Below are 26,957 nucleotides of genomic sequence, written 5' to 3' on the forward strand. Positions count from 1 at the left end.
TCGGCGGGTCGGGCGGCAGCGTCTCGGGCGGCAGCGTCTCGGCCGGCTCACCCGCCGTTCCCGACGGTGTCCGCCCGAGCTCAGTGGGCGGGCTCGCCCTGGCCGGCGGTGGTCGGCAGGTTGCCCAGGACCCCGTTGACGATGTGGATCCGTCCGCCGGCGATCCGGTAGTCGGCGCAGACGGTCTCGGCGGCGTCGCCGAACCGGGCCATCGGCTCCGTCGCCTGGGTCACCGGGACCCGGGTACCGTCCAGTGTGGTGACACTGCCGGCCGCGATCAGCTCCGAAAGCGGGCGCGCACCGGCGACCAGATGCGCCCGGAGCAGCGTACGCAGCTTGTCCCGCTGGTGGATCATCAGGTCGTCGAGGTTGTCCTCGGAGAACTTGCGTCCGAACGCGTCGTCGGTCGGCGCCAGGATGGTGATCCCCTCCGGGGCGCGCAGCTCTGCCGAGAGCCCGGCCGCCCGGACCGCCGCCTCGAACTTCGTCAGCACCGGCAGCCACCGCAGGGCCACGTCGGCCGGCTCGCCGGCCAGCGACTCCGGATTACCGGGGTCGGTGCCGGCCGGTAGGGCGGCGCAGAGCGGTCCGGTCACCCCGCCGGTCCCGGTCACCCCACCGGCCGCCGCCGGGTCGGGCCCGTCCCGGCCGGCCGCGGCACCGGAACCGCCCGCACCGTCGGAGGAGCAGCCGGCTGCTGCCGTCACCAGCAGCAGGACGGCGGCGACAAGGCCGAGCCGGTTGCGCGGGCGTACCCGGACCGGGTGGTCATGCCGACCGGCGTGCGCGGCCCGACCGGGGTGACCGGTGTGGCGGCCGGCGGCGGGACCGGGATCGGCGGGCGGAACGAACAGCTCGGACACGGCGGACCTCCCAGCGGGGGCGAACAGGTGTCGTGGGGGGGGGGGGGGGCGCGCGCCCCCCCCCCCCCCCCCCCCCCCACGACGGATGACCAACCCCGGTGGTGTTCAGCTCACCACCGGTACGGCGTCACAGCGCCGCGCACTGCCCCGCACGCGGACCGTTGACCGAGTTCGGAACCTCGATGTTGGTCGGCGTCGGGCCGTTGCCCGTGCAGTTGAGCGGACCGTTGACCGTGTTGCCGGCGACCAGTGGCGCGTCGGCGCCGGTGTTGCCGACCAGGTTCAGCGGACCGGAGACGGTGTTGCCGACCAGCGAGACCGGGCCGGTACCGTTCGCGACCTGCACCGGGCCACGGACCGTGCTGTCGCCGAGGAAGACCCCGGCGGCACCGGCGGCGTTGATCGGCCCGTTGAACGTCGTGCCGGTGGCGACCAGGGTCGCGCCCGGCCGGACCGTGACCGGTCCGTTGACCGAACCACCCGCGATGCAGGTGAAGCCGGTGACGGTCAGCGGACCGTTGTGCCGACCGGTGCCGGTCGGATAGACCCGCGTCCCGTCGACCCACTCCTCGGCGCCCTGCGCGTCCAGCAGCAGCGGGATCAGACCCCGCTCCGGCTGGGCCAGCGGCACGTAGTAGCCGTCGGCGGCCTTGACCACCTTCCAGCCGTGCGCGGCGATCCGCTGCGCCAGCGTGGCACCGACCCCGCCCGGACCGTCGGTACGCGCCCCGTTGTACTGCTCCTCGGTGAGCTTGTACGCGCACGGTGCGTTGTCCAGGATCATCTCCGGCTCCGGCAGGTCCTCACGCGGCCCCGCCTCGCCCGGGTGCGGCGCCGGGTGCAGCGGGATGACCCGCGAACCCCGGAACACGATCCGGCCGGTGTTGCCGGCCTGGAACTCGATCGCCTCGGCCCGGTTCCGCTTGATGTCGCCGAGCTGCTCGCGGTGGTAGTCGAGGAACTGGTTGAACGTCCACAGTGCGGAGAAGGTCTTCCGGCGGCGGTTGTTCGCCGTGTTCCCCTCGTCCGGCCGGGTCGCCCCGCCGGAGCTGCGCAGCTCCAGCAGCGAGTTCACCACGTTCTTCAGGCCCAGGGTGTTGCGCAGGATGGTCTCCTCGCTCAGCCCCACGCCGCTGCCGTTGGCGCAGCCGTACGGGCACGCCCACCAGCCGTCCCGGGCGCCCTCGACGTACATGTGGCCCTCGATCATGTCGAGGGACTCGTCGAAGATGCCCTGCGCCACGTTCTGGTGCCGGGGCGGCAGCATCGGCAGGTCGCCGGCCTGCGCGTTGCCGTACTCGTGCCCGTCGTAACCGGCGACCGGCCGGTACTGGCGGAGCATGTTGACGTACGCGGCGGTCTCCGGCTGGCGGATCAGCGAGTAGTCGCGGTTGAGGTCCTGCCCGGTCGAGTTGCCCCGGGTGTTGGCGGCCCGACCGTCACCGTTGATGGTCGGGACGATCAGGACCGTGGTGTGCGACAGCAGGTCGGTGGTCCGGGTGTCGGTGCCGAAGGCCAGCTGGCGCGCCATGATCAGGCAGGCTTCGCGGTCGCCCGGCTCGTTGCCGTGCACGTTGCAGTTGATCGCCAGCGGCGAGGTCGCGGCGACCGCCTCGGCGGTGGCCGGCGGCTTCGGGTAGCCGAAGACGAGCATGTTGATCGGCCGGCCGAGCACGGTACGACCGATCTCCACCGTACGGACCCGGTCGCTGAGCCGGTCGATCTCGGCGGTGTAGGCGTACTCGTCGACGTCGCTGGTGTACTGCGCCGCCCTGGTGGTCTCCCACTGGGTGCGCAGGTTCTGCCCGGGGGTGTCGGGGGCGCCCCACGGCTGCTTCGTCGTACCGGCGACCGGTGCCGAGTACGGCTGTTCGGTGGTGCCGAACCGGGCGCGTACCCGCCACTGGAACCGGTCACCGGGGTTGAACCCGGCGTCGGCGAAGGTCGGCGACTCGTTGTTGATCTGCCGGTTGGGGCGCCAGACGCCGACGACCACCGACGGGCCGGTGGCCACGTCGCCGGCGTCGACGGGGGTGCGTTCGACCTGGTAGTCGGTGGCACCGTCGACCGGGGTCCAGGCGAGCGTGGCGAATCCGTCAGCCTGGCTGACCGTGAGGCCGGTGACCTGGTTCGGCTCGGCGGCCACGACGGTGGTCGGGGCCGGCTGACCCAGCGCGGTCGACGGCGCGGTGACCGTGCCGAGGGTGGCGGCGAGAAGTGCGGAGAGGACGATGACTGTGGGTCGTCTTAAACGCATGCGAGCTCCGGGGGAGGGGGATTGAGCTGGGACTGCATGCGGGTCATCTTCATCGTCCTCAGCGGACGAAGCAATGATCTTGAGCAGGATTTGAGGATCACCGGGCCCGCTCAACCGCACCCAGGGCTCGGCGCGGCCACGCCGGGGTGTCAGCCGGAGCCACGCCAAGGTGTCAGCCGGACCGCGCCGAGGTGTTAGCAAGGGGCCCTTCTACAACCGAAAGCGATAACAGGGGGCCCTTCCTCACCCCCGGACCGGGGTCGGCTCCGCGATGCAGGCGGTGCCGATCCGGCGGAAACCGACCCGCAGGTAGACCCGGGCGATCTCCTCGCTGCCGGCGGAGAGGAAGACCAGGTCGGTGCCGTCGTCGAGGAGTTGCCGGGCGAGCGCGGCGGTGACCGCGGCGCCGAGGCCCCGGCGGCGGGCGGAGGGGAGGGTGGCGATGCCGGCGATCTCGGCGACGTCGTCGACCCGCAGCGCCATGCCGCTGGCGACCGCACCCTCGGCCGGCGTCTCGACGAGCGCGGAGACCCGGTGCCCGCTGATGGTCCGGTTGCGTTCCTCGTCGAGGGCGTCGAGGGGGAGTTCGATCAGGGCGGTGTCCCGGGCGGCCGGTCCGGCCCCGCCGACCGCCGTGCCCGGGGCGGCGAAACCGACGGCGGCGACCGCCCGGCGGGCCGCGATGTCGGCGGCGAAGCCCGGCGCGGTCGGGTCGAGGATCCGTACCGGCAGGCTGGCCAGCCTGTCGGCCGGCAGCAGTGCGTCCCGGTCGAGCACCATCAGCGGCGCCTCCAGTACCGCCAGCCCCGCGGACCGGGCGACGGCGAGCAGGTCGGGGTGGTTCTCGTGTACCCACTCGAACACCTCCGGCAGGCCGAGTTCGCGCTGCCGCTGCCGTACGTCGGCGACGTCCGCGGCCGACGGCGACTCCGTGGCGTCCAGCCGGGGACGGGCGTAGAATGGCCAACCCGCACCGTCTCGGACGAAGAGCACCAACCCGCCAAACTCTTCGGTGTGGGCAACGTCACGCGGAACGGCGTCGTAGAAACGCTCCAACCGGTCGAAAAGCTCTTTTTGTGTCGACGTCACCGGGGGAGCGTACACGTGCAGGATCCTGGACATGTGATCAATTCCGCGCCGTGTGATCGATCTGAACTGGTGGACCCGGTCGGCCCCTAACGTAAACTCAGAAGACCCGCAGGGCCGACGTCGTCCCGACCGCATGATTGAACGTGAATGACGACAGGAGCCCCGGTGGCCTTTCCGTACCCTCAGGAACCGCACCCCTCCTCGTCGGCGGCCGCCGACCGTGACCCCGCGCCGCCGACCGGCACGCCCCCTGCCCAGGGGTTGTACGACCCCGGCACGGAGCGGGACGCCTGTGGGGTGGCGTTCGTGGCCGACCTGTACGGCCGCCGCTCCCATGACGTGGTCGACAAGGGGCTCGCCGCGCTCTGCCGGCTCGACCACCGGGGCGCCCGGGGCGCCGAGCAGAACACCGGTGACGGCGCCGGGATCATGATCCAGGTGCCGGACAGCTTCCTGCGCGAGGTCGTCGACTTCCCGTTGCCGCCCGCCGGGCAGTACGCCACCGGCCTGGTCTTCCTGCCCACCGACCCCGCCGACGAGGCCCGGGCCCGCACCGTGCTGGAGAAGTACGCGCTGGTCGAGGGGGCCGAGATCCTCGGCTGGCGGGACGTGCCGGTCCGCGCGGACGACCTCGGCGAGACCGCGCTGGCGGCCCGGCCGACGATCCGGCAGGTCTTCCTCGCCGCGCACCGGCTCACCGGCTCCGCGGCCGGTTCGGCCGGCACCCCGCTGACCGGCCTCGATCTGGACCGGGTCGCCTTCTGCGTCCGCAAGCAGGCCGAACGGGAGACCGCCGAGCGGGGCGTCGCCGCCTACTTCCCGTCGCTGTCCGCCCGGACCATGGTCTACAAGGGCATGCTCACCCCGGACCAGCTCCCGGAGTTCTTCCCGGACCTGACCGACCCCCGGGTCACCAGCGCGATCGCCCTGGTGCACTCCCGGTTCTCCACCAACACCTTCCCCTCCTGGCCGCTGGCCCACCCGTACCGGTTCATCGCGCACAACGGTGAGATCAACACCATCCGCGGCAACAAGAACTGGATGCAGGCCCGCGAGGCACTGCTGGCCAGCCCGAACATCCCGGGCAACCTGAAGCGGCTCTTCCCGATCTGCACCCCGGCCGCCTCCGACTCCGCCAACTTCGACGAGGTGCTCGAACTGCTGCACCTGGCCGGGCGGAGCCTGCCGCACGCGGTGCTGATGATGATCCCCGAGGCGTGGGAGAACGACCCGGACATGGCGCCGGCCAAGCGGGCCTTCTACCGCTTCCACGCCAGCCTGATGGAGCCGTGGGACGGGCCGGCGTCGGTCGCCTTCACCGACGGCTCGCTGGTCGGTGCCGTGCTCGACCGCAACGGGCTGCGCCCGGGCCGCTGGTGGCTCACCTCGGACGGCCTGGTCGTGCTCGGCAGCGAGGCCGGGGTGCTCGACCTCGACCCGGCGGCCGTGGTCGCCAAGGGCCGGCTGCAGCCGGGCCGGATGTTCCTGGTCGACACCGCCGCCGGACGGATCATCACGGACGAGGAGATCAAGGCGGAGCTGGCCGCCGCCGCCCCGTACGACAACTGGCTGCACGCCGGCCTGATCGACCTGGCCGACCTGCCGCCACGCAAGCACATCGTCTACACCCACGACTCGGTGCAGCGCCGGCAGCAGACCTTCGGCTACACCGAGGAGGAGCTGAAGATCCTGATCGGGCCGATGGCCCGGGTCGGCGCCGAGCCGCTCGGCTCGATGGGGACCGACACCCCGATCTCCCCGCTCTCCACCCGGCCCCGGCTGCTCTACGACTACTTCCACCAGCTCTTCGCCCAGGTGACCAACCCGCCGCTGGACGCCATCCGGGAGGAGTTGGTGACCAGCCTCCAGGCGACCATCGGGCCGGAGGGGAACCTGCTCGAACCGACCCCGGCGAGCTGCCGGCAGGTGGTGCTGCCGTACCCGGTGATCGACAACGACGAGCTGGCCAAGCTGCTCTCCATCGACGAGGACGGTGACCTGCCCGGCTTCAAGGCGGTCCGGGTCTCCGGGCTCTACCGGATCCGGGACGGCGCGCCCGGGATCAAGGCCCGGCTCACCGAGATCTGCCGGCACGTCTCCGAGGCGATCGAGGACGGGGTGCGCATCCTCGTCCTCTCCGACCGCGACTCCACCGCCGACCTGGCGCCGATCCCGTCGCTGCTGCTCACCGCCGCCGTGCACCAGCACCTGGTCCGGGAGCAGACCCGTACCCAGGTGGCGTTGATCGTGGAGACCGGCGACTGCCGGGAGGTGCACCACACCGCCCTGCTGATCGGGTACGGCGCCGCCGCGGTCAACCCGTACCTCGCCTTCGAGTCGGTCGAGGACCTGATCAACACCGGGTCGCTGACCGGCGTCGAGCCGCGTACGGCGGTCCGCAACTACGTCAAGGCGCTCGGCAAGGGCGTACTCAAGATCATGTCGAAGATGGGCATCTCGACGGTCTCGTCGTACTGCGGGGCCCAGGTCTTCGAGGCGGTCGGGCTGGACAACCGGCTGCTCCAGCGCTACTTCGCCGGCACCGCCGGCAAGATCGGCGGGATCGGGCTGGCCGAGATCCACGTCGAGGTCGCCGCCCGGCACGCCCGCGCGTACCCGACCGGCGGCGCACAGCACACCCACCGGCCGCTGGAGGTCGGCGGCGAGTACCAGTGGCGTCGCGAGGGCGAGCTGCACCTGTTCAACCCGGAGACGGTCTTCCTGCTCCAGCACGCCACCCGCAGCCGGCAGTACGACGTCTTCCGCGAGTACACCGGCAAGGTCGACGCACTCGCCGAGCAGGCCGGTTCGCTGCGCGGGCTGTTCCGGCTCCGCACCGGGGTACGCCCACCGGTTCCGTTGGACGAGGTCGAACCGGCCAGCGAGATCGTCAAGCGGTTCGCCACCGGCGCGATGTCGTACGGCTCGATCTCCGCCGAGGCGCACGAGACCCTCGCCATCGCGATGAACCGGATCGGCGGCAAGTCCAACACCGGCGAGGGCGGCGAGACCGTCGAGCGGCTGTACGACCCGGCCCGGCGTTCCTCGGTCAAGCAGGTGGCCAGCGGCCGGTTCGGGGTCACCACCGAATACCTGGTCAACGCCGACGACATCCAGATCAAGATGGCCCAGGGCGCCAAGCCCGGCGAGGGCGGCCAGCTGCCCGGCAACAAGGTGTGGCCGTGGATCGCCCGGACCCGGCACGCCACCCCGGGCGTCGGACTGATCTCCCCGCCGCCGCACCACGACATCTACTCGATCGAGGACCTGGCCCAGCTCGTCCACGACCTGAAGAGCGTGAACCCGGCCGCCCGCATCCACGTCAAGCTGGTCAGCGAGGTCGGGGTCGGTACCGTCGCCGCCGGCGTCGCCAAGCTCAAGGCCGACGTCATCCTGATCTCCGGCCACGACGGCGGTACCGGCGCCTCCCCGCTGAACTCGCTGAAGCACGCCGGCACCCCCTGGGAGCTGGGCCTGGCCGAGGCACAGCAGACGCTGCTGCTCAACCGGCTCCGGGACCGGGTCACGGTGCAGGTCGACGGCCAGCTCAAGACCGGCCGGGACATCGTGGTCGCCGCGCTGCTCGGCGCCGAGGAGTACGGCTTCGCCACCGCACCGCTGATCGTCGCCGGCTGCGTCATGATGCGGGTCTGCCACCTCGACACCTGCCCGGTCGGCATCGCCACCCAGAACCCGGTGCTGCGCGAGCGCTACACCGGCCGCCCCGAGTTCGTGGAGAACTTCTTCCTCTTCCTCGCCGAGGAGGTCCGCGGCTACCTCGCCGAGCTGGGCTTCCGCAGCCTCGAGGAGGCGATCGGCGCCGCCGAAATGCTCGACTTCGCGCCCGCGCTGGAGCACTGGAAGGCCCGCGGTGTCGACCTGCGGCCGGTGCTGTACACGCCCGAGCTGCCGGCCGGCGCCGCCCGTCGGGGCGTACGGGCCCAGGACCACGGGCTCGACCGGTCGCTCGACAACCAGCTGCTGGCGCTGGCCGAGCCGGCGATCAGCGACGGCAGCCGGGTACGGGCCGAGGTCACCGTCCGCAACGAGCACCGCAGCGTGGGCGCCATGCTCGGCGGTGCGGTCGCCCGCCGGTACGGCGGCGCCGGGCTGCCCGCCGACACCATCGAGTTCGATCTGACCGGCACCGCCGGGCAGTCGTTCGGCGCCTTCCTGCCCAGCGGGGTGACGCTGCGGCTGGCCGGCGACGCCAACGACTACGTCGGCAAGGGCCTCTCCGGGGGCCGGATCGTGGTCCGCCCGCATCCGAGCGCACCGTTCGCCGGCGGCCTGGACGCCCCGCCCGGACCGAACGGCCGGGCCGAGGACCAGATCATCGCCGGCAACACCATCCTGTACGGCGCCACCGGCGGTGAGCTCTTCCTGCGCGGCCGGGTCGGCGAGCGGTTCGCGGTCCGTAACTCCGGCGCGGTGGCGGTGGTCGAGGGAGTCGGCGACCACGGCTGCGAGTACATGACCGGCGGTGTCGTGGTGGTGCTCGGCCAGACCGGTCGCAACTTCGCCGCCGGCATGTCCGGCGGCACCGCCTTCGTCTGGCAGCTCGACCCGCGTCGGGTGAACCCGGAGCTGGTGGACCTGGCGCCGCTCACCGACGAGGAGCGGGTCACCCTGCACGACCTGGTGCAGCGGCACTTCGCCGAAACCGACTCGTCGGTGGCGCAGGCGCTGCTGAAGCGCTGGCCGGAGGCGGTGGAGGAGTTCACCGCCGTGGTGCCCCGCGACTACAAGCGGGTGATGGAGCTGATGCGGGCCGCCCAGGCGGAGGGCCGCGACGTCGACGAGGCGGTGATGGAGGCGCTGGCCGCGCCGGCCGTCGCCACCACGGCCGGCACCGGCACCCCGGCCGCGAGCGCCGTCTCCACCGCACCGGCCGCGGTGACCGGCGGATCCGACGTGTCCGTACCCGTACAGCCGCTCAACGACGAGCCGCGCTCTTCGCAGGAGGTGGCCCGTGCCTGACCCGAGTGGATTCCTCAAGCACGAGCGGCGGCTGCCGGCCCGCCGTCCGGTGCCGGTCCGGATCGCCGACTGGCGCGAGGTCTACCCCCCGGCCGAGGAGGGGCTGATCCGCGAGCAGGCGACCCGGTGCATGGACTGCGGCATCCCGTTCTGCCACGACGGCTGTCCGCTCGGCAACCGGATCCCGGACTGGAACGACCTGGTCCGGACCGGTAACTGGGCGGCGGCGATCGAGGCGCTGCACGCGACCAACAACTTCCCGGAGTTCACCGGCCGGCTCTGCCCGGCGCCGTGCGAGGCCGCCTGCGTACTCGGGATCGGCGGGCGGGCCCCGGTCGCCATCAAGCAGGTCGAGGTCGAGATCGTCAACCGGGCGTTCGACCTGGACCTGGTCGCACCGCAGCAGACCGCCGCGCCGTCCGGCCGACGGGTCGCGGTCGTCGGCTCCGGGCCGGCCGGGCTCGCCGCCGCCCAGCAACTGGTCCGCGCCGGTCACGCGGTCACCGTGTACGAACGCGACGACGCGATCGGCGGTCTGCTCCGGTACGGCATCCCCGACTTCAAACTGGAGAAGGAGCACATCGACCGGCGGTTGGCGCAGCTCACCGCCGAGGGGGTCGAGTTCCGTACCGGCGTCAACGTGGGTGTGGACGTGACCGCCGAACAGCTCCGGGCCGAGCACGACGCGGTGCTGCTCGCCTGTGGCGCGCTCGCCGGCCGGGACACCCCGGCGACGCCGGGTCGGGCGTTGCGTGGCGTACACCAGGCGATGGAGCACCTGGTGGCAGCGAACCGGGTGGTGAACGGTCGGGAGTCGTCGACCCCGATCGACGCCGCCGGGAAGCACGTCGTGATCATCGGTGGTGGCGACACCGCCGCCGACTGCCTCGGGGTGGCACACCGGCAGGGCGCGGCCGGCATACACCAGCTCGACCTCTATCCGCAGCCGCCGCGCGAGCGCGACGAGGAGCGCGACCCGTGGCCGACCTGGCCGTGGATCCTGCGCGAGTACCCGGCGCACGAGGAGGGCGGCGAGCGGGTCTTCGCGGTCGCCGTCCAGGAGTTCGTCGACGACGGCACCGGCCAGGTCCGGGCGGTCCGGATCGCCGAGGTGACCGTGCAGAAGCGGGACGGCCAGCGGCTGCTCACCGTGATCCCGGGCAGCGAGCGGGAGCTGCCGGCCGACCTGGTGCTGCTCGCGATCGGTTTCGAGGGGACCGAGGAGCAGCCGCTGCTCGACCAACTCGGCGTCGCCCGGAACCGGCGTGGCGCAGTCGACACCGACGACACCTGGCAGGCCGGGCCGGGGGTGTTCGTCGCCGGGGACATGCACCGGGGCGCCTCGCTGATCGTCTGGGCGATCGCCGAGGGCCGGGCCGCCGCCGCCGCGGTCCACCGCTACCTGGGTGGGGCCGAGCAGTTGCCGGCCCCGGTCGCCCCGTCCGCGCAGCCGCTGGCGGTGCCGGCTCGCCGCTGACCCGGCACCCGCGCGATCCCACGGCCGCGGCGTCCTTCGGGACGTCGCGGCCGTCGCGCGTCTGGATCCGGGCGTTGCGGCCGTCGCGCGTCTGGATCCGGGCGTTGCGGGTACGACGTGACCGCCGCCTCGCGCTGGTCGTGTGCCTCTCACCTGGCCTGCGCGGTTGAGTGGGGCCGAACGCTGTGGGCTGCGGGCGGAGCGGCTTGCCGGGTTCCTACAGCCTCACGATGGCCGGGCCAGATATGCCGTCTTGGCATCGGCCGAGAAACCGCAGGCTCGGTAGAAGTTGTGGACAGCCGGCTCGCGCGAGCCCGTCATCAGCATCGCCTTGTAACAGCCCGCTGCCCATGCCGCTTCGAGCGTGGCGGCCATGATCTGCCGGCCCAGGCCTGAACCGCGGAGGGCTTCCTCCACGACGACGTTCTCGATGACGGCGTACGGCGACGCCGACCGACTGATGTTCGGAATCACGTTCAGGTACGTCGTAGCGACGACAGCTCCGTCAAGGTCGAGCACGAAGAGATGCAGTCCCGGGGAACTCAGGATGCGATCGAACGTTTCGGCGTCAGATCCATCATGGAGCCACGGGTCGTCAGGCTGCAGTTGACGGTACAGGCGAAGGATGTCAGGGAAGTCGTCTGGCCGAGCCTCACGGAACACGCCCCCGAGCGTACCGAACGGGGCCTCTGCCCAGACGGTGCGACCCTGACCGGCCGTCGAACCACAACTCCGAGGGGGCGCTGATCGGCACGAGCGCGCGTCCGACACGATTCGGGACGGCATACGGAAAGTGACGGAGGTTTGTATCCGGCGCCCGCGCTCGGCGGCATGTGCTCGCAGGTCCGACGTAGCGGGTCTGTGGCCAGGTCCCGGGACGATCGTCGGCAACACCCTGGCGCGGCATAAGGCTGGACTACGTTGCGTTGCGCGACTCGCAGCAGATCAGTGCGTCGTGGCGGGACATGAGCCGTCGATCGAGTGGATGGTTGCTCATCGCTGGGTCGATGTCGGCCTCCCGAAGCGGAGGCAGATCAATGCCTTACGCCGACCGCCGAGGTCCGATGTTGGCCGGCTGGTCAGGCTGGCGGATCATCTCGAAAAAGATGCTCTTTCACACCTCGGCCGCCCCAGCGGGTCGCAACGAGTTCGGGGCGAGGGCGGGTCGGCTCGGGCACCCAGCCGTGTTGTCTGGTGTCGGGCGCAGGGCTGTCCCAGTCGGCGATCAGCGCAAACGGATCCGTGGCGCGTTCAGGCTCGTCATCACACGCCTCCCGGACAACCATTGCTGGGTAAAAGCGCGTCTCCTGGGCCACCCTGCAGTCATCCGTCCGGGAGGCGACCAAGGCGCCACAGCCTTCGCAAGCGACACAGGGGCTCCACCCCACCACGGACCAGCAGCCCGTGCGAACAAGCTCGTGGGCGAAGCGTGTCCCGCGTACGTCCCCGGGTGAGAGAACGAAGGTGCCGAGGACCTGATCACGGCCATACGCGGCCTCGTCGATGGCGTAGGTGCCGGGGTCGAGGAGCGGCGGGTTCACGTGATGGCAGTCCAGGAGCGACCAGTGCGGCCCCGCCGGCAGCTCCACCAACCGGACCGGGACGCTCAGCGTGTTCCCGCAGCTGGCGCACCGAAAGCCCTCCACTGCGGCATTGTGCCATTCGGGCCAGGCGGGGGCATCCAGCGGATGGTGGTGCGCGGGTCGGCGTGTCGGGGCGGCGGTCTGGCGACACGCGGCGACGCACGGTCGGCGGCGGAGCCGGATGTCCGCCCGTGGCCTGTGTCTGGAGCGAGCTTGTCCTATCCCTGTGTTGTAATCCCGTCATGCATGTCGTCGTCTGCGGCGCACTCGTGGAGGACGGCGCGGTCCTGCTGGTACACCGCAGCCCGACCCGCCGGGCATACCCGGATCTCTGGGATCTGCCCGGGGGGCACGTCGAAGTGGGTGAGTCGGAGCTACGGGCCCTCGCGCGTGAGATGCACGAGGAGCTGGGAGTTCACATCGTGGCGGAGTCCTCGTCACGGTTGGGCGACCTGCACGCCGGCAGTGGCGAGGACGCCGTCCACGTGGGCGTCTGGCAGATCAGAGACTGGGTCGGCTGTCCCACCAACCGTGCGCCTGAGGAGCATGACGACATCGCGTGGGTCGGGATCAGCGAGCTGGGCGGCCTTCCCCTCGTGTTCGGCGCCCTGCCGGCATTGCTTCGTTCCCTGCCTGAGCCTGACCGGCTGCCTCGTCGCGACGAAGCACGGACAACCGCATCGCCGAGCGGCCCGTAGACCCATCGCTGCTCGGCACCTCCGTCCGGTTGGGCGCCCGCATAGGTCATCGGCGGCTCCGTACCCTGAGCGGCGGCGATGAGCCCTACGGTGCGTGATGGCGTGCCGCCCGACGTCGCGCACGGTCGGCGGCATGAGCGGATGCGGGGCTCCCCCGCCGGTGAGAGTTGACCTTGCCGCAGGTGGCAGGGTTGCACGATGGCCGGCATGAACAGCACCGCACCGCAGAGCGACAGGGTCGTCGCCGTCACCGGAGCCGGCACCGGTATCGGCCAGGCCACCGCCCGTGCCTTCGCCGTCGAGGGCGCCCACGTGGTCGCGATCGGACGGCGAAGCGAACCGCTCACAGAGACCGCGGCTGGACACCACCGGATCACGCCGCTGCCCGTCGACATCACTGCCGAGGGCGGGCCTGAGCAGATCGCCCGATGGGTGTCGGAAACGTTCGGCCGATTGGACGTGCTGGTCAACAACGCCGGCGTCGTGCGCAGCGGCACCCTCGGCATGTTGACCCGGCGGCTCATCGCGGTGCAGGTCGCCACAAACCTCGTGGCGCCGATCCTGTTGACTCAGGCCACGCTGCCACTGCTCGAGACTGCGGGCGGGGTGGGCCTGACGCCGGAGCAGATGGCCGTAGTGCGGGAGTGGCAACTGGCACACTGCGGCAGAGGACCGCCGATCGCATCCGTCCGGTGGCCTGACCGAGCTCACCAGGATCAGGTGCATTGTCATCGACAGTTTCGGACGTCGACGCTGGCCGCATTTCACTGACTCGCACGTTGCCGGCGCCCGGAGACGCCGGCAACGCTTGTGTCAGTTGGGGCGGGTTAGGCTCGTGGCGATACGGAGCCCGGTTAGTGTGTCGTTCATCCAGGGCAGCCGCTCGTGGTGAAGCCCGGCGGCCATCTGGTCCGCCCATTCCTCGTACCGTTGCAGCAGTATGGCGGTGCGGGACCGTGCGCTGGTGACCAGGCAGTCGCCGAGCGGGTCACCGGGCAGGTTTGACGAGTCGACCGCGGGCTCGCAGGGTAGTTTGAGAACGAACTGGTTGCGTAACGGGCGGCTGTGGTCGAGAGAGCACGGCGAGCTTCCACAGAACGCGTAGTTTTCGCTCGCCTTTCCATAGGCGTTGCCTATCTTGGCATCCGTCGGCATGTTCACCGGGATCTGATACTGCCCGAACAGGTGCGCGGACAGCACATCGTCCGAGTCCAGTGCGTTGGGCAGGCCCAGCCGGGTGTATGCCTGGAGCAGCCGCGCCGCCGTGTTCATCTTCTTCAGCGCGGTGGGCACCGGCCCGTTGACCTGTGTGGTCAGGTCCCGAACCCGGTCGTACATGGACTTCTGCCGGTCCTGGAGGAAACCGCGCAGGATCGACGTCAGCGAGGCGTCCACCGCCGCGTTGTCCACGGACGTCGCGGCCCACGAGAAGGTCGAACCACCGGACGGCCATTTCTGGGACAGGCCCTGCTCCGGCGAGGTTTCCCGGTCGCAGTTGAAAGTCAGGCAGTCTATCTTGTAGAGCTCCTCCTCGGGCCAGGTGTAGTGGGTGGTCCGCGAGATCTGCCAGGCTGCGGTGGAGTTCAGCCGGAACCTGCTGTGGATATCCAGCCGCAGGTTGCCCCAGAAGCGGATCATTCCGTGCTCGTAGCCGTCCGCGCGGACGAAGACCCAGCTCGGCGTGTAGCAGTAACTGACATCGGGCAACTCCCGTACGCCCGCAGGCGGCTCGCCAAGACGCGGCGTGTACGCGTACTGGAGCATCCGCACCACGTTCGACATCTGGTCGTAGCGAACGTTGCTGGGACGGTTGATCGCGTCGGCGGCGCCGCTACAGTGCGGCACCATTGATTCGTCGGCCTTCGCCGGCGCCGGGGCGAGCGGTTTGTCGGTGTCCCAGAACAGGTCGTATGCCTTGGGGGTTCTCACCTGGACGCCGTTGGCGTCCGGCTCCCAGCGGACCTGGATCTCGTTGGTTCGGAAGGCGGCCAGCGCGGTCGACAACTCGTTGGTGGCCGCGACGTAATCGTTGACCAGCCCTCTGATCAGCGTGTTGGCGTTGCCGTTGACCGGGCGACCGAAGCTGGCCGCGAGGTCCATGATGCGGGTACCCTCCGCCTCGATCTGCGCCGCGCGGCCGGCGCTGATCTGAGCGGCGTAGGTCGGGTTCTGCAGCAACAACATGGCGTACGACTGCGCCCCGAGGTTCCACACCGTCGGGTTGCCAACCGGCGTCGCCGGTTCGGTGATCGACGGGTCGCGCCAACTGGCCATCCGAGCCAGGTAGTTGATCGACCGGGCCTCGCCGAAGCTGTTGAGCACGTTGGTCGGGTCGAGTGCCGGGTTGTCGGCGTCGGTCCTGGGCACCACGAAGGAGGCGCCGCTGGCCAGCACCGTGGAGGTCAGATGGAACTCGTTCTCCGGCCCGAGGAACTCGCCGTACGTCGGGATCGGCTGGCCGAAGTTCTCCAGGTAGCCGATGTACCGGTTGATGTCGGCGCGGGCATCGTGCAGGACGGCGTCGCCGATCGCGGCCAGCACGGTGGCGGCGACGTCCTCCAGGCGCAGGCCGAGTTGGGCGACCTGCTGCTGTACGAGGCTGATCTGTGCGGTGTTGCCGGCGATCGTCTCGTTCAGCCTGTCGAACTGGGCCATCATGTTCGCGTACACCGTATTGATTTGCGCCTCGACACGGGCGAAGCTGGCACGCATCTCGTTGCCGAGGGCCCGTACCTCGTCGCGCAGCGCTTTGACCTGGGAAAGGATCTGCTGGTCCAGCGAAGGGCCGCTCTTGCCGAAGAGCCCGATGACCGACATCACGGCACCGAAGATGTTGCCGGTCATCGCCAATGTCGCGGTGCTGAAGATCGCGCCCGCCACGCCGCGCCCGGCGATCGCCGCCGCGTACTTGGAGATCGTGCTGACCGTGGTGAGGACCGCCTCTCCGATCACCTTGACTTTCTTGCCGGCGTCGGGGTCGGCGAACCCGATGATGGTGGAGACCATGCCCAGCCCGGCTTTGATGTCGGAGATCTTCTGCTGCCGCTCCTTGTCCCGATCCTCGGCGGCCTTCTTGGCCGCCGCGGTGCAGGCGGCGCTCGGCGGCCCGTCCGGCGGGCACTTGGGGTCGGTTTCGCCTATCTCACGACGGATCTCCAAGCTCATGTCGAGCAGCTGCGTGTGCAGGGATCCGAGCTCCTGCTTGGCCGCGTCGACGTACGCCGCCGGGTCGCCCTGGAGCGCCAGGATCGCGTCGAGGTCGACAAGCGACAGTCCGGGGTCTTCCTTGAGGTCCGCGTAGGTGCTGGTCACGTCCACTCCGGCGGGCGCACCGAGCACGGCGTTCCAAGCGGTGGCGAACGGCGCGTTGGCTGCCCCCGTCTGCCTGACCGCAGACCACACCGCGGCGAGCGCGTCGTCACGGCCGCGTAGCCACTGGGCGGTGCGCAGCGCGCCGGACGCGAGCTCTTCGCGGGTGTCCCACGGTTCGACCGTCTTGCCGATCACGGCCCCGACCAGGCCGGTGATCTCCGGCGAGGTCCGGGTTTCGCCGCCGGGGGCACCGAGCAGGACATCGACCGACTTGAGCACGAGGTCCTGCTCGGGCGTCAGCGAGTCGAACGCGGTAAGCGAGCTGTCGAGCAGCTGCTTCCGTGCCGCGAGGTGGGTCTGTGCCTGTTGGGCCGTGGCGCCCGGGTGTAGCCGGTACCACTGGACGAACTCGGCCGACAGTACGGCGGTCTTGATCCGATCGGAACCCTGGAGATGATTCTCGGTGACCTGGCCGAAGGCCCGGTCGGTGAGCGCCGTTAGGGGGACGGGGACCGGACTGGCCGCCGCGGGTGCACCGAACAGCACGCTTGCCGCTGTGACTGCGATGATGGCCGCGACAGCACCCCCGCGTTTCGCCCGCGAGGAACGTTCGATTGTCATAAGGTCAAAATACTCGGTAAATGTATAACGATACTGAAACAATGTTGGTCGACCATTGCACAATTTGATGCCAAGGACGGCGCTGTAGGTGCCGATTAGTGCGGGTGAATGCGTGGGCCGCTACCGAGGCTGAAGAGCTGACGTTCCGGTGGTGTGGCGGTGGTCGGTGGGGTGGGCGTCCCGGATCCGCACTCCCAGCGGCGTTGACCGGCTCGAGGTTCCGCCCACGCGGCAGACGGCCGCGCCGCGACCAGCTCACCCTCAGTAGGTCCTGTCCGTCCGGTGATACCGTTCGGCCCCGTGCGGAAGGTACTCGTCAGCGGATGCTTGCAGGGACAGGCACTGCGTTACAACGCGACACATGTGCCGGTGAACTCGCTGATCTGGGACCGTTGGTCGGCCGAAGGGCGCCTCGTACGGTTCTGCCCGGAGATCGCGGTGGGATTTCCCGTTCCTCGGCCGCCAGCCGAGATAGTCGGCGGGACCGCAGGGGACGTTCTCGCAGGTCTCGCGCGGGTTGAGGAAGACACCGGCACAGACGTCACGAGTCTGTTCCGGCTCGCCGCCCGACGAGCGCTGGATCGGGCGGTGGAGGCAGGCGTCGCGCTCGCGGTCCTTGTCGACGGCAGCCCCACCTGCGGCAGCAGCGTCATCTATGACGGTTCGTTCACCGGCCGCACCGTACCCGGACGGGGAGTGGCCGCGGAGGAACTGCTGCGTCACGGCATTCCGGTGTTCCACGAAGGGCAACTTCAGCAGGCCGCAGCGATGCTCGTCGACCTGGAACAGTCCGGGAGTGCCGACGCCGTCAGCGGTCGGTGAGTCGGCCACTGCCACGAGGCGGTTGTCGCGGCGCACGCGGGTGAGACGCGCGTACATCCACGCGGTCAGCCGTACCTCGTGCTGCGCCTCGGCGACCCGATCCCGTCGCCGGACGAAGGCTGGCCGGGCACGCTTTCCTCTGCGGCCTTGTCGATCTGCCGGGTGACGTGGCAGGCGATGTCGCGTAGCACGTTGACCTGCTGCTCGGTGAGCCCGTCGATGATAAGGCGCCGCACCGCCGCCACGTGGCCCGGCGCCGCGGCGACCACGACGTCCCACCCGGCGTCGGTCAGCGTGGCCCTGGTGTAGCGAGGGTTGTCCGGGTCCGGCTCACGGCGCAGCAGGTCCCGATGCTCCAGACGTTTCACGACATTCGACAGCCGGGACAGCGAGCTGCCGAGGTGGCTGGCCAAGTTGCTGAGCCGCAGCGTCCGGTCCGGTGCCATCGACAGGTTGCTGAGCACGAAGTAGTCGAACAGGGTCAGCCTGCTGTCCCGCAGCAGCTGCGCGTCGAGCGCGCCGGGCAGGTTGAAGACGAGTTTGGCCAGGGCTATCCAAGCGTCGCGCTCACTGTCGGTCAGCCACTGCGGTTCGTCCGGCACGCCCCTCAGCCTACGACCTGGCTTCAGCCGTGAAGTGAGGCACGTCATATTCAGTTCAAGCTTGAAGTCGGCGCGGGTAGCTTGGACTTCAAGCTTGAACCTAACTTCCGTAGGAGTCGTCGTGACCCTGTTCCGGCTGGACGCCAGCATCCGTACCCAAGGCTCCGCGAGCCGTGAGATCGCGGACATCGTCGAGGAGGAGTGGCTCGCCGCCCACCCGGGCGACTCGGTCGAGCGCCGCCACATCGGCATCGACACCCTGCCCGCGACCGCCTGGGCGGCGGCGGTCACCGCTGGCACGACCGCGCCGGAGGAGCGCACCGCCGAGCATCGGGAGGCCGTCGGCCTCGCCGCGGCACTGGTGGACGAGCTGCTGTCCGCGGACGCGATCCTGTTCGCCGTGCCGCTCTACAACTACGGTGTCTCCCAGCACTTCAAGACGTACATCGACGTTGTCTGCACCGACCCGCGGGCGTCCGGCACACCGTTCCTGGCCGGCAAGCCGGTGGTGCTGGCCACGGTCCGTGGCGGCGCGTACGGCGGCGGCACCCCGCGGGAGGGCTGGGACCACTCCACCCCGTATCTGCGTCGCATCCTTGCCGACTGCTGGGGTGCCGACCTGTCCGTCGTCGAGCGGGAATTCACCCTCGTCGGTGTCAACCCCGCCCTGGACCCGTTCACCGAACAGGCCGCGCAGATGCACGCCGGCGCACTGCAGGCGGCCCGCGAGGCCGGCCGCGCGCTCGGCGCGGTGCCCGTGCCCGCCTGAGTACCGGCCAGCCGCTGCGGGTGACGGTGGCGGGCCACGGCAGAACATGACGCTGGCGATGGCGGCGTTTCCGGATGAGCGTGGGCGGCGCCCGTTGCGGGCGGGCGCCGCCCACAAAGGCCAGCGGTGGAAGTGCCGGGCGAGGGCCAGCGGGGTGTCACAGACGATCCCGCCAGCCGCTGTCGGTGGTCAGCGAGTGGCCGCGGGCGCGGACAGGGGTATCCAGGTGGCGCCGTCGGAATCGGCGGTTCGCGCGCCTGTGGTGCGCCGTCCGCGTCGGGTTGCGTGACGCCCGGATCACGGCAGATCCCCATGTCTGATCCAGGTGGACCATGCACGGTCGATCACTGGCCTGCGAGCAGCGGGTCACGTGTGGGGATGACCGGTGATGCCGTCCAGGATCGCCGTCAGGTTGTGGTGGAAGGTTTCCTCGGCGTTGAGGTGAGCGCCGTCGATGACGAGCCGGGCGACGGTGGGGTAGCGGCCTGTCTCGAGCATGCGTGTCAGGTAGGGCCCGAGGGCGGCCTGCCAGGCGGACACGTCGGTGCCGGTCGCACGGGCCGTGCGTCGCTCGGTGACCTCTCGGCGGAGCGCTCCGACGATGAACGCGTTGAAGGCACCCACGGCCCGCTGGAGGTCGTCGATGCCGCGTACGCCAGGGGCCCGGCTGAGCGCCGCCGCGGTCGCTTCGCCCACGGCGAGTGCATGCGGTCCCAGGTGTGGCCTTCCGCCGAGCAGGTCGGCGAACCATTCATGATCAAGGGCGGCGGCACGGGTCGCGTGGGCGATGGCCAGTACCGTGGCACGCCACTCGGAGTGCTGGCTCGCCTCGGCGATCTCGGCATAGACGGCGTCGACCATCAGATCCAGCAGTTCGGATCTGTTGACCACGTAGTCGTAGAGCCGCATCGGACCGACGCCGAGCTCTTTGGCGATCTTGCGTACGGACAGTCCGTCGAGGCCGTGTGCGTCGGCGAGCTGGATGGCCGTAGCGGCGATCTTCGCGCGGCTCAACGGTACCGGCGCCGACCGCGGCTGAGGCTCGGGCCGTTCCCATACCGGCGTCGGTGCGCTACCGTACGGCGTATCCATGAGGTACAGCGTACAGTAACGGAGATGACGATGCGAATGGCGATCGCCGGTGGCGGCCTCGGCGGCCTGACCCTGGCCCGGATCCTGCGCCGGCACGGCATCGACGCGGTGGTGTACGAACGCGAGGCGAGCCGATCCGCGCGATCGCAGGGCGGAATGCTCGACCTGCATCCGGAGTCCGGGCAACAGGCCCTGGCCGACGCGGGCCTCGCCGGCCGGTTCCGGTCCGAGGCGCGGCCGGAGGGCGAGGAACATCGCATCCTCGACCCGGCCGGACGCACCCTCGTGCACCACAAGCCACAACCCGGCTCCTTCGCGCGTCCCGAGATCGATCGGAGCGCACTGCGCGATCTTCTGCTCGATTCGCTCCCCGGCGACGCGGTGGCGTGGCAGCACCGGCTCGTCGCGGCGACGCCACGAGCTGACGGGGGCTTCGGGCTGACCTTCGACGGCGGCCACCGCGCCGACTGCGACATCCTCATCGGCGCGGACGGCGCGCGTTCGGTCGTCCGGTCGCTGCTGACCGACACGAAACTGTCCTACGTGGCCACTCTGGTGGAGCTGAGCATCAGCGACGCCGACCGACGGCACCCGGAAATCGCCGAGCTGGTCGGCCCCGGAAACCTGTGGTGCGTCGGCGTGAACCAGATCCTCGCCGCGCAACGCCTCGGCGACGGCGGCATCCGAGTCGGGATCTCGTTGCGCGCGGAAGATCGCGACATCGACACCTACCGTAGTAAGCGGGCCCTGCTGGACATGTTCGACGGCTGGAATCCACACCTCACCGCGCTGATCGAAGCCGGCGACAGCGCGCCGACGCCGCGCAGGATCGAGGCGATGCCCAGCGGAGCGCGCTGGGCCCACCGGCCGGGCGTCACCCTCATCGGTGACGCCGCGCACCTCATGCCGCCGGTCGGCGAGGGTGCCAATCAGGCCATGCTCGACGCCGGCGAACTCGCCGGCGAACTCGCCGCCAATCCCGCCGACCCGGATTCGGCGATCCAGGCGTACGAGGAGGCGATGTTCACCCGAATCCAGCCGATCGCCGAAATGTCCGCACGAGTCCAGGCGATGATGCTGTCTCCCACCGCAGCCGACGACATCATCCGCTTCTTCACGCCGCGGCCCACCGAGCCGGCACCCGCACACTGAGAGCCGCGTCGCGCAGCCACCCCGCCCTTGTGGACGGCCTGCCCTGGAAGATTGCCGCGTTCAACATGGCACGCTGGTCAGCGAGACGTGATCCTGGCGGATTTCGCCGACCATGACGAATTCGGACCGGTCGACATCGCAGCAGAAGGGAAGATCCTTCGACAGGTCAACGCGTTCGGACGCGGGTTGCCGTGCGTACTCACGGACATGCTCGGCGACGCCCTCCATGATGCCCGCGACCAGATCCGGCCGCCTCGGCTCTGACCCCTGGAGAAGGCCGCTCAGGTAGCTCGCACAGGCATGGTCCTCGGCGGTCTGCCCGGTGCAGACAAGAGTGCACGGAATCCCGGGGTGGTTCGTCCCGATCCACCGAGCGGTGGCGCCGACATTCAGCGCTGACACCGCGAGCAGCGCCGCTGGGTCCGGATACCGGACGAGCCCGCGCGTACCGTTCGAGGTCGCCTGGATCAGACGTCGGCCGTCCAGTTGTGCCGTCGACATCTCGAACGGCGAGTTCCCGAAGTCGAAGTCCGCGGGCTTGAGCCCCCTGGTCTCGCCGACGAGAAGGTGGTCGGGATGCAGCCGCCGGAGATCCCGGCCGGCCTCGGTCGACGGCGCGCAGAGTATCTCCGTGGCGCCACGCTCGAAGGCAACCGCGGCCGTCGTGAAGGCACGGACGACGTCGATGACGATGACAACGGTGCCGGACGGGACCTCTGCATCCATACCCACGATCGACACAGCACGCGATTCTTCGTCCTGAAGAGTCCCAGCTGCAAGAACATTTCCGACCAGCGGGTGCTCCGGTGGGCCTCGCGGTTCTCGACGTTGCTGGTTAGGGTGGCGCCATGCCGATCGTGCCGCGGGGGTACGCGCCAGGACGGAGCGCGGTCACCGGGGCCGGCGGCGATTCCGGGCCGCGCCAGGCGGATCTTCCATCCGGTGGATTCCTGCGGCTGGTGCTCTGGCTCCTGGGCATCCCGCTGCTGCTGATCGGCCCGTTCCTGGTGTACGCGGCGGCCTTCCTCGCCACCAGCGAGCCCAGCCTGAACCGGTGGATCATGGGTGTTGCCGGGGTGGGGGTCACGATCTCCTGCGTCAAGCTGGCCGGGTACGAGTTGCGACTGCACGACCGGGCCCGCCGGGACCTGCGCCGGCTGGAGGCGGTCGGCGTCGCCGCCACCGCCGAGATCACCGCCGTGCGGCCCACCTCGCTGGGCGAGGAGAGCGGGGTCGAGCTGAACCTGCTGATCAGCGGGCCCGGGTTCGAGCCGTTCGAGTCCACCTCACAGTGCAAGGACGACTCCGCCCTGACGGTCGGGGCACGACTCAACGCCGTGGTCGATCCGACCGACCGGCTGTACGCGATCGTGCCCTGACACCGCGGTCTCGTGCCACCGCCCCTTCCTGAGCCGCCGACTCCCACGACATGCACCGGTCGATGACCCGGCCCGCCGCGTCGGGAGAAGGTGCTGACCGCGCTGCTGCCCGGTGTGGGCCGGTGGGGTCAGCCGGCCGGTGGTTGGTTGAAGGTGAAGAGCCGCACGCCGCGGGCGAGTGGCCGGGGCGTACCGGTGAACCGGTGCACGCCGACCCCGAACCGTTCCGCCGGGTCGGAGAGCCAACGCAACTCGAAGCCCTCCTCGGCGTACCAGTCGCAGATCTGCGGCACCATGTCGACCGGGCTGATCCGTCGGTGCCGGGTCCAGATCACCGTGCCGCCGGTGGCACAGAGTTGGGCGCAGCCCGCGACGGTACGACGGATGTCGGCGTCGGAGATGTTGCCGTAGATACCACAGGCCAGTACGAGGTCCGCCGGCACGAGGCCGGCGTACTGCTCGGGCAGCGCGGCGTCGCCGGTCACCACCTCGACGTTGTCGAGTCCGGCCGTCCGGGCCGTTGTCGCCGCCTCCTCGGCGTTGCGCTCGTCCAGCTCCACCAGCCGGGCGGTGACGTCGCCCCGGCGGGGGTGGTCGACCAGCACTCCGAGCAGGTCCCGGCCCTGGCCGGCGCAGATGCTGACCACCCGCAGCGGCCCCGGCGGCGCCTCGTCGAGGAACTCCCGGATCCGCTGCTGGACCACGACCAGCCGACGGGCGAGGGTGCTGTCCGGATCCGCGTAGTACTCGTGCCAGGCGTTCCAGTCCCCGTCGCTCATCGTTCCCCGTTCCCTGTCTTGCGTTCTCTGCGCGGTGGTCGGGCAGGCTATCGCCGGCGCCGGTCGGCCGCACCGGACGACGGCTCGGCCGCACCGGACGGCTCGGCCGCACCGGATCGATCGGCCGGCGGGGACGGGGCGTCCGGCGTGGACGGGTCGGCCCCGGGCACGGTCAGGATGTGGCGCAGGGCGTGGTCGAGCGCCTCGCGGGTGCTCGGCGCGAGGTGCCCGAAGAGCTGCCGACCCACCTGGGCGGCGATCCGCTGGCCGTCGTGCACGTGCCGCCGGCCCTGCTCGGTCAGGTGGATCGCGTGGGCACGCCGGTCACCCGGCAGCGGGCGCCGTTCGGCGAGCCGCTGCCGTTCCAGGTCGTCGACGATCCGGCCGAGCGACGACTTGTCCAGGTCGAGCAGGTCGGCGAGGTGGCGTTGGGTCAGCGGCCCGGTGCCGTTGAGCACCGCCAGCGTGGCGAAGTGCCGTTCCTCGATGCCGAGCGGTCGTAACGACTCGTTGAAGAGCTTCTGGCAACGTCGGTGGACCGTGCTGATCAGCATCCCGGTGGCGACGTCCGTGGGCAGGAAGCCCAGCGGAGCCGGGGTGGACGGTGATCGGGCGGCGGTCATCCCTGGATTCTATGGCCCGGGGCAGATACTCTCATTCGAGACTATCTCGGATGAGAGTTTTGGGGGGTTGTCGTGCCGGATGGAACGACGAATGTGACCGAGACGACGGCCGGCCCGCCCGACGGGGGCGGCACGCCCGCGCCGGTACGGGCACCGGCCGCACCGTCCCGCCGGCTGAGGGTGGCTGCCGTGCTGGTCTGGGTGCTGGTGGTGGAGCACGCGTTCGCGCTCGTCACCCCGCCGTACGAGTTGGGCGTCGAGCACGCCTTCCACCTCACCTTCGGGGCGGCGTACGCCTGGCTCGCGCTACGCCTGCCCACCGGTCGACGCGCCCACCGGGCACTGCTGACCGTGCTGCTCGGCATCCAGTTGGTCGGCCGGTGTGTCGTCTTCACCCTGATCCCCGACACCTGGATCAGGGCCCTGCTCGTCCTCGGCGCCCTGCTCACCGTCGTCGTCGTGACGATGCTCTGGCGACCCACCCGACAGGCCGCCAACCCGCCACGCTGACACCGGCCCGCCCCACGACGCCGACCGGACGTGCTGCCGGCGGGTACGCGGGTGGTGCTCAGCCGGCGAGCACCACCTGCAACTCGTGGCGACGGCCGGCGGCCATGTCACCCAGCACCGTCGCCGCCTCCTCGAACGGCACCACCGCCGAGACGAGGTGCTTGCGCACCAGGTCGCCGTACCCGCGGAGCAGGGTGATCGTCTCGGCCGACAGGCGGTCCCGGTCCCAGGTCGACGCCAACCCGCGCGGCACCCGGCCGATCTGCGCGCACCGCACCGACAGCCCGTTGTGGTGGAACTCCTCACCGAGCCGCAGCACGTCCGCCCCGCCCTGGTAGAAGGCGAGGTCGACCACCGTCCCCTGCGGTCGGAGCAGGCGCAGTGCCAGGTGCAGCGCCGACGCCTGGCCCCGACACTGGAAGACCACGTCGGCGCCCCGGTCGCCGGCCGCGTGCCGCCACCGGGTCTTCAACACCACCGCCGGATCGTCCCCGGTGGGATCGAGCGTCTCCAACCCCAGCGCCTCGGCCACCGCCCGCCGCTGCGGCGTCGGATCGAGTACGACCACCGAGGCGGCCCCGCCCAGCCTGGCGAAGAGCGCGGTCAACAGCGCCACCACACCCGCACCGGTCACCGCCACCCGTCGACCGCGTACCCCGTCGCCGAGGTCACGGACCGTGCTGCCGTAGAGGTCGGCGGCGGCGTGCAGCAGCCCGTTGGCGCAGATCGGACCCATGTGCGCCACGTAGATCCCGAGCAGCGGATCGAGGTCCTCCGGCAGCGGCACCACCCGGTCCACCAGCGGATCGCCCCGGTACGCCGTCCGGTGCCCGTACGTCATCGCCACCGTCGTGCCCTCGGCGACCGCCGGCGTACGACTCTCCGCCACCCGCCCGACCTCCATGTAGCCGAGCCTCGTCACCGGGTACGGCGACGCCGGTGCCCCGTCGACGAACAGCCCCAACTCGGCGTCCCAGCCCGCCGACAGGTACGGGTTCGTGCCCTTGAGGTAGGACAGCTCGGTACCGGCCGAGACCCCGCTGAACAGCGTCTCGACCCGGAACGTGCCCGCGGTCAGCGGGGCCGTCTCCTCGGTCCGGAGCAGCACCTCGCCCGGACCGGTCACCACCACGTTCCGCTCAGACACGGACCGTCTCCGACTCCCGGACCGTCTCCGACTTCCGGGCCGCCCCGGCCCGCCGGGCCGGTCCGGGCTCCCGGCCGGTCGCCGACTCCCGCACCACTCCGGTCTCCGACGGCGGTTCGTCGACCCGGACCGGGCGGCCGGTCGCCGCCGACTCGGCGACCGCCACCGCCAGCAGATGGGTCCGGACCGCCTCGGCGTACGGCACCCGTACGTCGTCGCCGACACCGCGTACCGCGTCGACGAACGCCCGGTCGACGGCGACCCGGGCCGCCTCCGGGTCACCCGGCACCGACCGCTCACCGTCGGAGTCCCGGACCCAGAGTCCGTCCTCGCTGACGGCGAGGGACAGCCCGTCGGCGTACACCTCCAGGCCGGCCCGCTGCTTCCAGCCCAGCGTGCAGGTGGCGGCGACGGTGCCCACCGCGCCGGAGCCGAACCGCAGGGTGGCGGCGGTCGCCGAGTCGATGTCGGCACCGTCGACCAGCGGCGGAACGCCGTTGCCGGCCGCGTACACCTCGACCACCTCGCCGGCCAGGTGCCGGGCCAGGTCGAGCACGTGCGCGGCCTGCTCCACCACCGGCCCGCCGGACCGTTCCCGGCGTGGCCACCAGCCGACCGGCGGGACCTTGTCCAGCCAGGCCCCGGTGACCAGCCGCACCGGCCGGTCCGCGAGGATCCGCCGGGCCTGCTCGACCACCGTCAGGTAACGCCAGTGGTGGCCGACCGCGGTCACCGTTCCGCCGTGCCGCACCAGCTCGGCGACCCGCAGCGCGGTCTCCCGGTCCAGCCCGATCGGCTTCTCCACGAACATCGGCAGGCCGGCCTCCAAGACCGCTTCCTCGACCGCGCCGTGCGCGAACGGCGGCACGCAGACGTACACCGCGTCCAGGTCCGCCGCGAGCAGCGCGGCCGGATCCGGAAAGGCCCGGGCGTCGTGCGCGGCCGCCAGCCGTCGCGCCGACTCCGCCGCCACGTCCGTCACCCCGACGATCCGTACGTCGTCGAAGCCGCCCAGTACCCGGGCATGTCGCTGCGCGACGTTGCCCGCTCCGACGATTCCCACCCGACAGACCCGCATCGGTCACCTCCCACTGTCTCCGCCGACCGGTGGCACCTCTCTTCTCCCCGCGGCCGGAAATGAAACGTTCATCACGCCGCCCCGTCGGCGGCGGTTGACCTGATCAAGCTGTTATCCGGAAACC

The 26,957-nt window shown here is 70.8% G+C and carries 21 protein-coding genes; 9 read left to right on the forward strand and 12 right to left on the reverse strand.

The genetic code is table 11. The annotated features are described in order from the left end of the window. Window positions 1-80 precede the first annotated feature (80 nt). The 3 genes from V1633_RS19755 to V1633_RS19765 all read right to left on the reverse strand — a co-directional run bounded on the left by V1633_RS19755 (window position 81) and on the right by V1633_RS19765 (window position 4,209). Window positions 81-863, reverse strand: coding sequence for a fasciclin domain-containing protein (locus V1633_RS19755; protein ID WP_331215827.1), 783 nt, complete (start codon window positions 861-863; stop codon window positions 81-83). Between the two features lie 127 nt (window positions 864-990). Continuing rightward, entirely contained in the window at window positions 991-3,120 is a 2,130-nt protein-coding gene (locus tag V1633_RS19760) for a M14 family zinc carboxypeptidase (RefSeq protein WP_331215828.1), read from the reverse strand. 243 nt (window positions 3,121-3,363) lie between these two features. Continuing rightward, a complete protein-coding gene (locus V1633_RS19765) occupies window positions 3,364-4,209 on the reverse strand; it encodes a GNAT family N-acetyltransferase (protein ID WP_331215829.1) in 846 nt (281 codons plus the stop codon). Between the two features lie 165 nt (window positions 4,210-4,374). Here V1633_RS19765 and gltB point away from each other — a divergent pair, with 165 nt between their 5' ends. Both gltB and V1633_RS19775 read left to right on the forward strand, forming a co-directional pair. Further along, entirely contained in the window at window positions 4,375-9,189 is a 4,815-nt protein-coding gene (gltB, locus tag V1633_RS19770; protein ID WP_331215830.1) for a glutamate synthase large subunit, read from the forward strand. After that, on the forward strand, window positions 9,182-10,666 hold the full coding sequence (locus tag V1633_RS19775) for a glutamate synthase subunit beta (protein ID WP_331215831.1): 1,485 nt from the start codon (window positions 9,182-9,184) through the stop codon (window positions 10,664-10,666). The genes gltB and V1633_RS19775 overlap by 8 nt, the downstream gene beginning before the upstream one ends. Window positions 10,667-10,891: 225 nt before the next feature. Here the strand turns inward: V1633_RS19775 and V1633_RS19780 are convergent, their stop codons facing one another. Further along, entirely contained in the window at window positions 10,892-11,329 is a 438-nt protein-coding gene (locus V1633_RS19780) for a GNAT family N-acetyltransferase (protein WP_331215832.1), read from the reverse strand. A gap of 1,162 nt (window positions 11,330-12,491) precedes the next feature. Between V1633_RS19780 and V1633_RS19785 the strand changes: the two genes are divergently transcribed. Together V1633_RS19785 and V1633_RS19790 are read left to right on the forward strand one after the other, a co-directional pair. Further along, complete coding sequence (locus V1633_RS19785; protein ID WP_331215833.1) at window positions 12,492-12,947, forward strand: NUDIX domain-containing protein; 456 nt, start codon at window positions 12,492-12,494, stop codon at window positions 12,945-12,947. A gap of 207 nt (window positions 12,948-13,154) precedes the next feature. Continuing rightward, a complete protein-coding gene (locus tag V1633_RS19790; protein WP_331215834.1) occupies window positions 13,155-13,718 on the forward strand; it encodes an SDR family oxidoreductase in 564 nt (187 codons plus the stop codon). Window positions 13,719-13,760: 42 nt separating this feature from the next. On the opposite strand, the gene V1633_RS19795 is transcribed toward V1633_RS19790, so the two are convergent. Next, entirely contained in the window at window positions 13,761-16,880 is a 3,120-nt protein-coding gene (locus V1633_RS19795; RefSeq protein WP_331215835.1) for a hypothetical protein, read from the reverse strand. Between the two features lie 300 nt (window positions 16,881-17,180). Here V1633_RS19795 and V1633_RS19800 point away from each other — a divergent pair, with 300 nt between their 5' ends. Then, complete coding sequence (locus V1633_RS19800) at window positions 17,181-17,702, forward strand: DUF523 domain-containing protein (RefSeq protein WP_331215836.1); 522 nt, start codon at window positions 17,181-17,183, stop codon at window positions 17,700-17,702. Window positions 17,703-17,767: 65 nt separating this feature from the next. On the opposite strand, the gene V1633_RS19805 is transcribed toward V1633_RS19800, so the two are convergent. Then, window positions 17,768-18,304, reverse strand: a complete 537-nt coding sequence (locus V1633_RS19805; protein ID WP_331215837.1) for a MarR family winged helix-turn-helix transcriptional regulator — start codon at window positions 18,302-18,304, stop codon at window positions 17,768-17,770. 121 nt (window positions 18,305-18,425) lie between these two features. Between V1633_RS19805 and V1633_RS19810 the strand changes: the two genes are divergently transcribed. Further along, window positions 18,426-19,073, forward strand: a complete 648-nt coding sequence (locus V1633_RS19810; protein WP_331215838.1) for an FMN-dependent NADH-azoreductase — start codon at window positions 18,426-18,428, stop codon at window positions 19,071-19,073. 366 nt (window positions 19,074-19,439) lie between these two features. Here the strand turns inward: V1633_RS19810 and V1633_RS19815 are convergent, their stop codons facing one another. Then, entirely contained in the window at window positions 19,440-20,165 is a 726-nt protein-coding gene (locus V1633_RS19815) for a TetR/AcrR family transcriptional regulator (RefSeq protein WP_331215839.1), read from the reverse strand. 24 nt (window positions 20,166-20,189) lie between these two features. On the opposite strand from V1633_RS19815, the gene V1633_RS19820 reads away from it, so the two are divergent. Continuing rightward, entirely contained in the window at window positions 20,190-21,317 is a 1,128-nt protein-coding gene (locus V1633_RS19820) for an FAD-dependent oxidoreductase (protein ID WP_331215840.1), read from the forward strand. Window positions 21,318-21,377: 60 nt separating this feature from the next. Here V1633_RS19820 and V1633_RS19825 read toward each other — a convergent pair whose 3' ends face one another. Beyond that, entirely contained in the window at window positions 21,378-22,058 is a 681-nt protein-coding gene (locus V1633_RS19825) for a 2-phosphosulfolactate phosphatase (RefSeq protein ID WP_331215841.1), read from the reverse strand. A 107-nt stretch (window positions 22,059-22,165) separates the two neighbouring features. Between V1633_RS19825 and V1633_RS19830 the strand changes: the two genes are divergently transcribed. Then, a complete protein-coding gene (locus V1633_RS19830) occupies window positions 22,166-22,696 on the forward strand; it encodes a hypothetical protein (RefSeq protein ID WP_331215842.1) in 531 nt (176 codons plus the stop codon). A 128-nt stretch (window positions 22,697-22,824) separates the two neighbouring features. Here the strand turns inward: V1633_RS19830 and V1633_RS19835 are convergent, their stop codons facing one another. Both V1633_RS19835 and V1633_RS19840 read right to left on the reverse strand, forming a co-directional pair. Next, a complete protein-coding gene (locus V1633_RS19835) occupies window positions 22,825-23,475 on the reverse strand; it encodes a class I SAM-dependent methyltransferase (protein WP_331215843.1) in 651 nt (216 codons plus the stop codon). A 47-nt stretch (window positions 23,476-23,522) separates the two neighbouring features. Further along, complete coding sequence (locus V1633_RS19840; protein ID WP_331215844.1) at window positions 23,523-24,098, reverse strand: MarR family winged helix-turn-helix transcriptional regulator; 576 nt, start codon at window positions 24,096-24,098, stop codon at window positions 23,523-23,525. 93 nt (window positions 24,099-24,191) lie between these two features. Between V1633_RS19840 and V1633_RS19845 the strand changes: the two genes are divergently transcribed. Further along, window positions 24,192-24,608: a hypothetical protein gene (locus tag V1633_RS19845; protein WP_331215845.1), complete on the forward strand. Its 417-nt coding sequence runs from the start codon at window positions 24,192-24,194 to the stop codon at window positions 24,606-24,608. A 58-nt stretch (window positions 24,609-24,666) separates the two neighbouring features. Here the strand turns inward: V1633_RS19845 and V1633_RS19850 are convergent, their stop codons facing one another. Beyond that, window positions 24,667-25,755 (reverse strand): zinc-dependent alcohol dehydrogenase, encoded by a 1,089-nt coding sequence (locus tag V1633_RS19850; protein WP_331215846.1) that lies wholly within the window; start codon window positions 25,753-25,755, stop codon window positions 24,667-24,669. Next, window positions 25,748-26,833, reverse strand: a complete 1,086-nt coding sequence (locus V1633_RS19855) for a Gfo/Idh/MocA family protein (RefSeq protein WP_331215847.1) — start codon at window positions 26,831-26,833, stop codon at window positions 25,748-25,750. The genes V1633_RS19850 and V1633_RS19855 overlap by 8 nt, the downstream gene beginning before the upstream one ends. Between the last annotated feature and the right edge of the window lie 124 nt (window positions 26,834-26,957).

The organism is Plantactinospora sonchi (genome assembly GCF_036422035.1).
GTDB lineage: Bacteria > Actinomycetota > Actinomycetes > Mycobacteriales > Micromonosporaceae > Plantactinospora > Plantactinospora sonchi.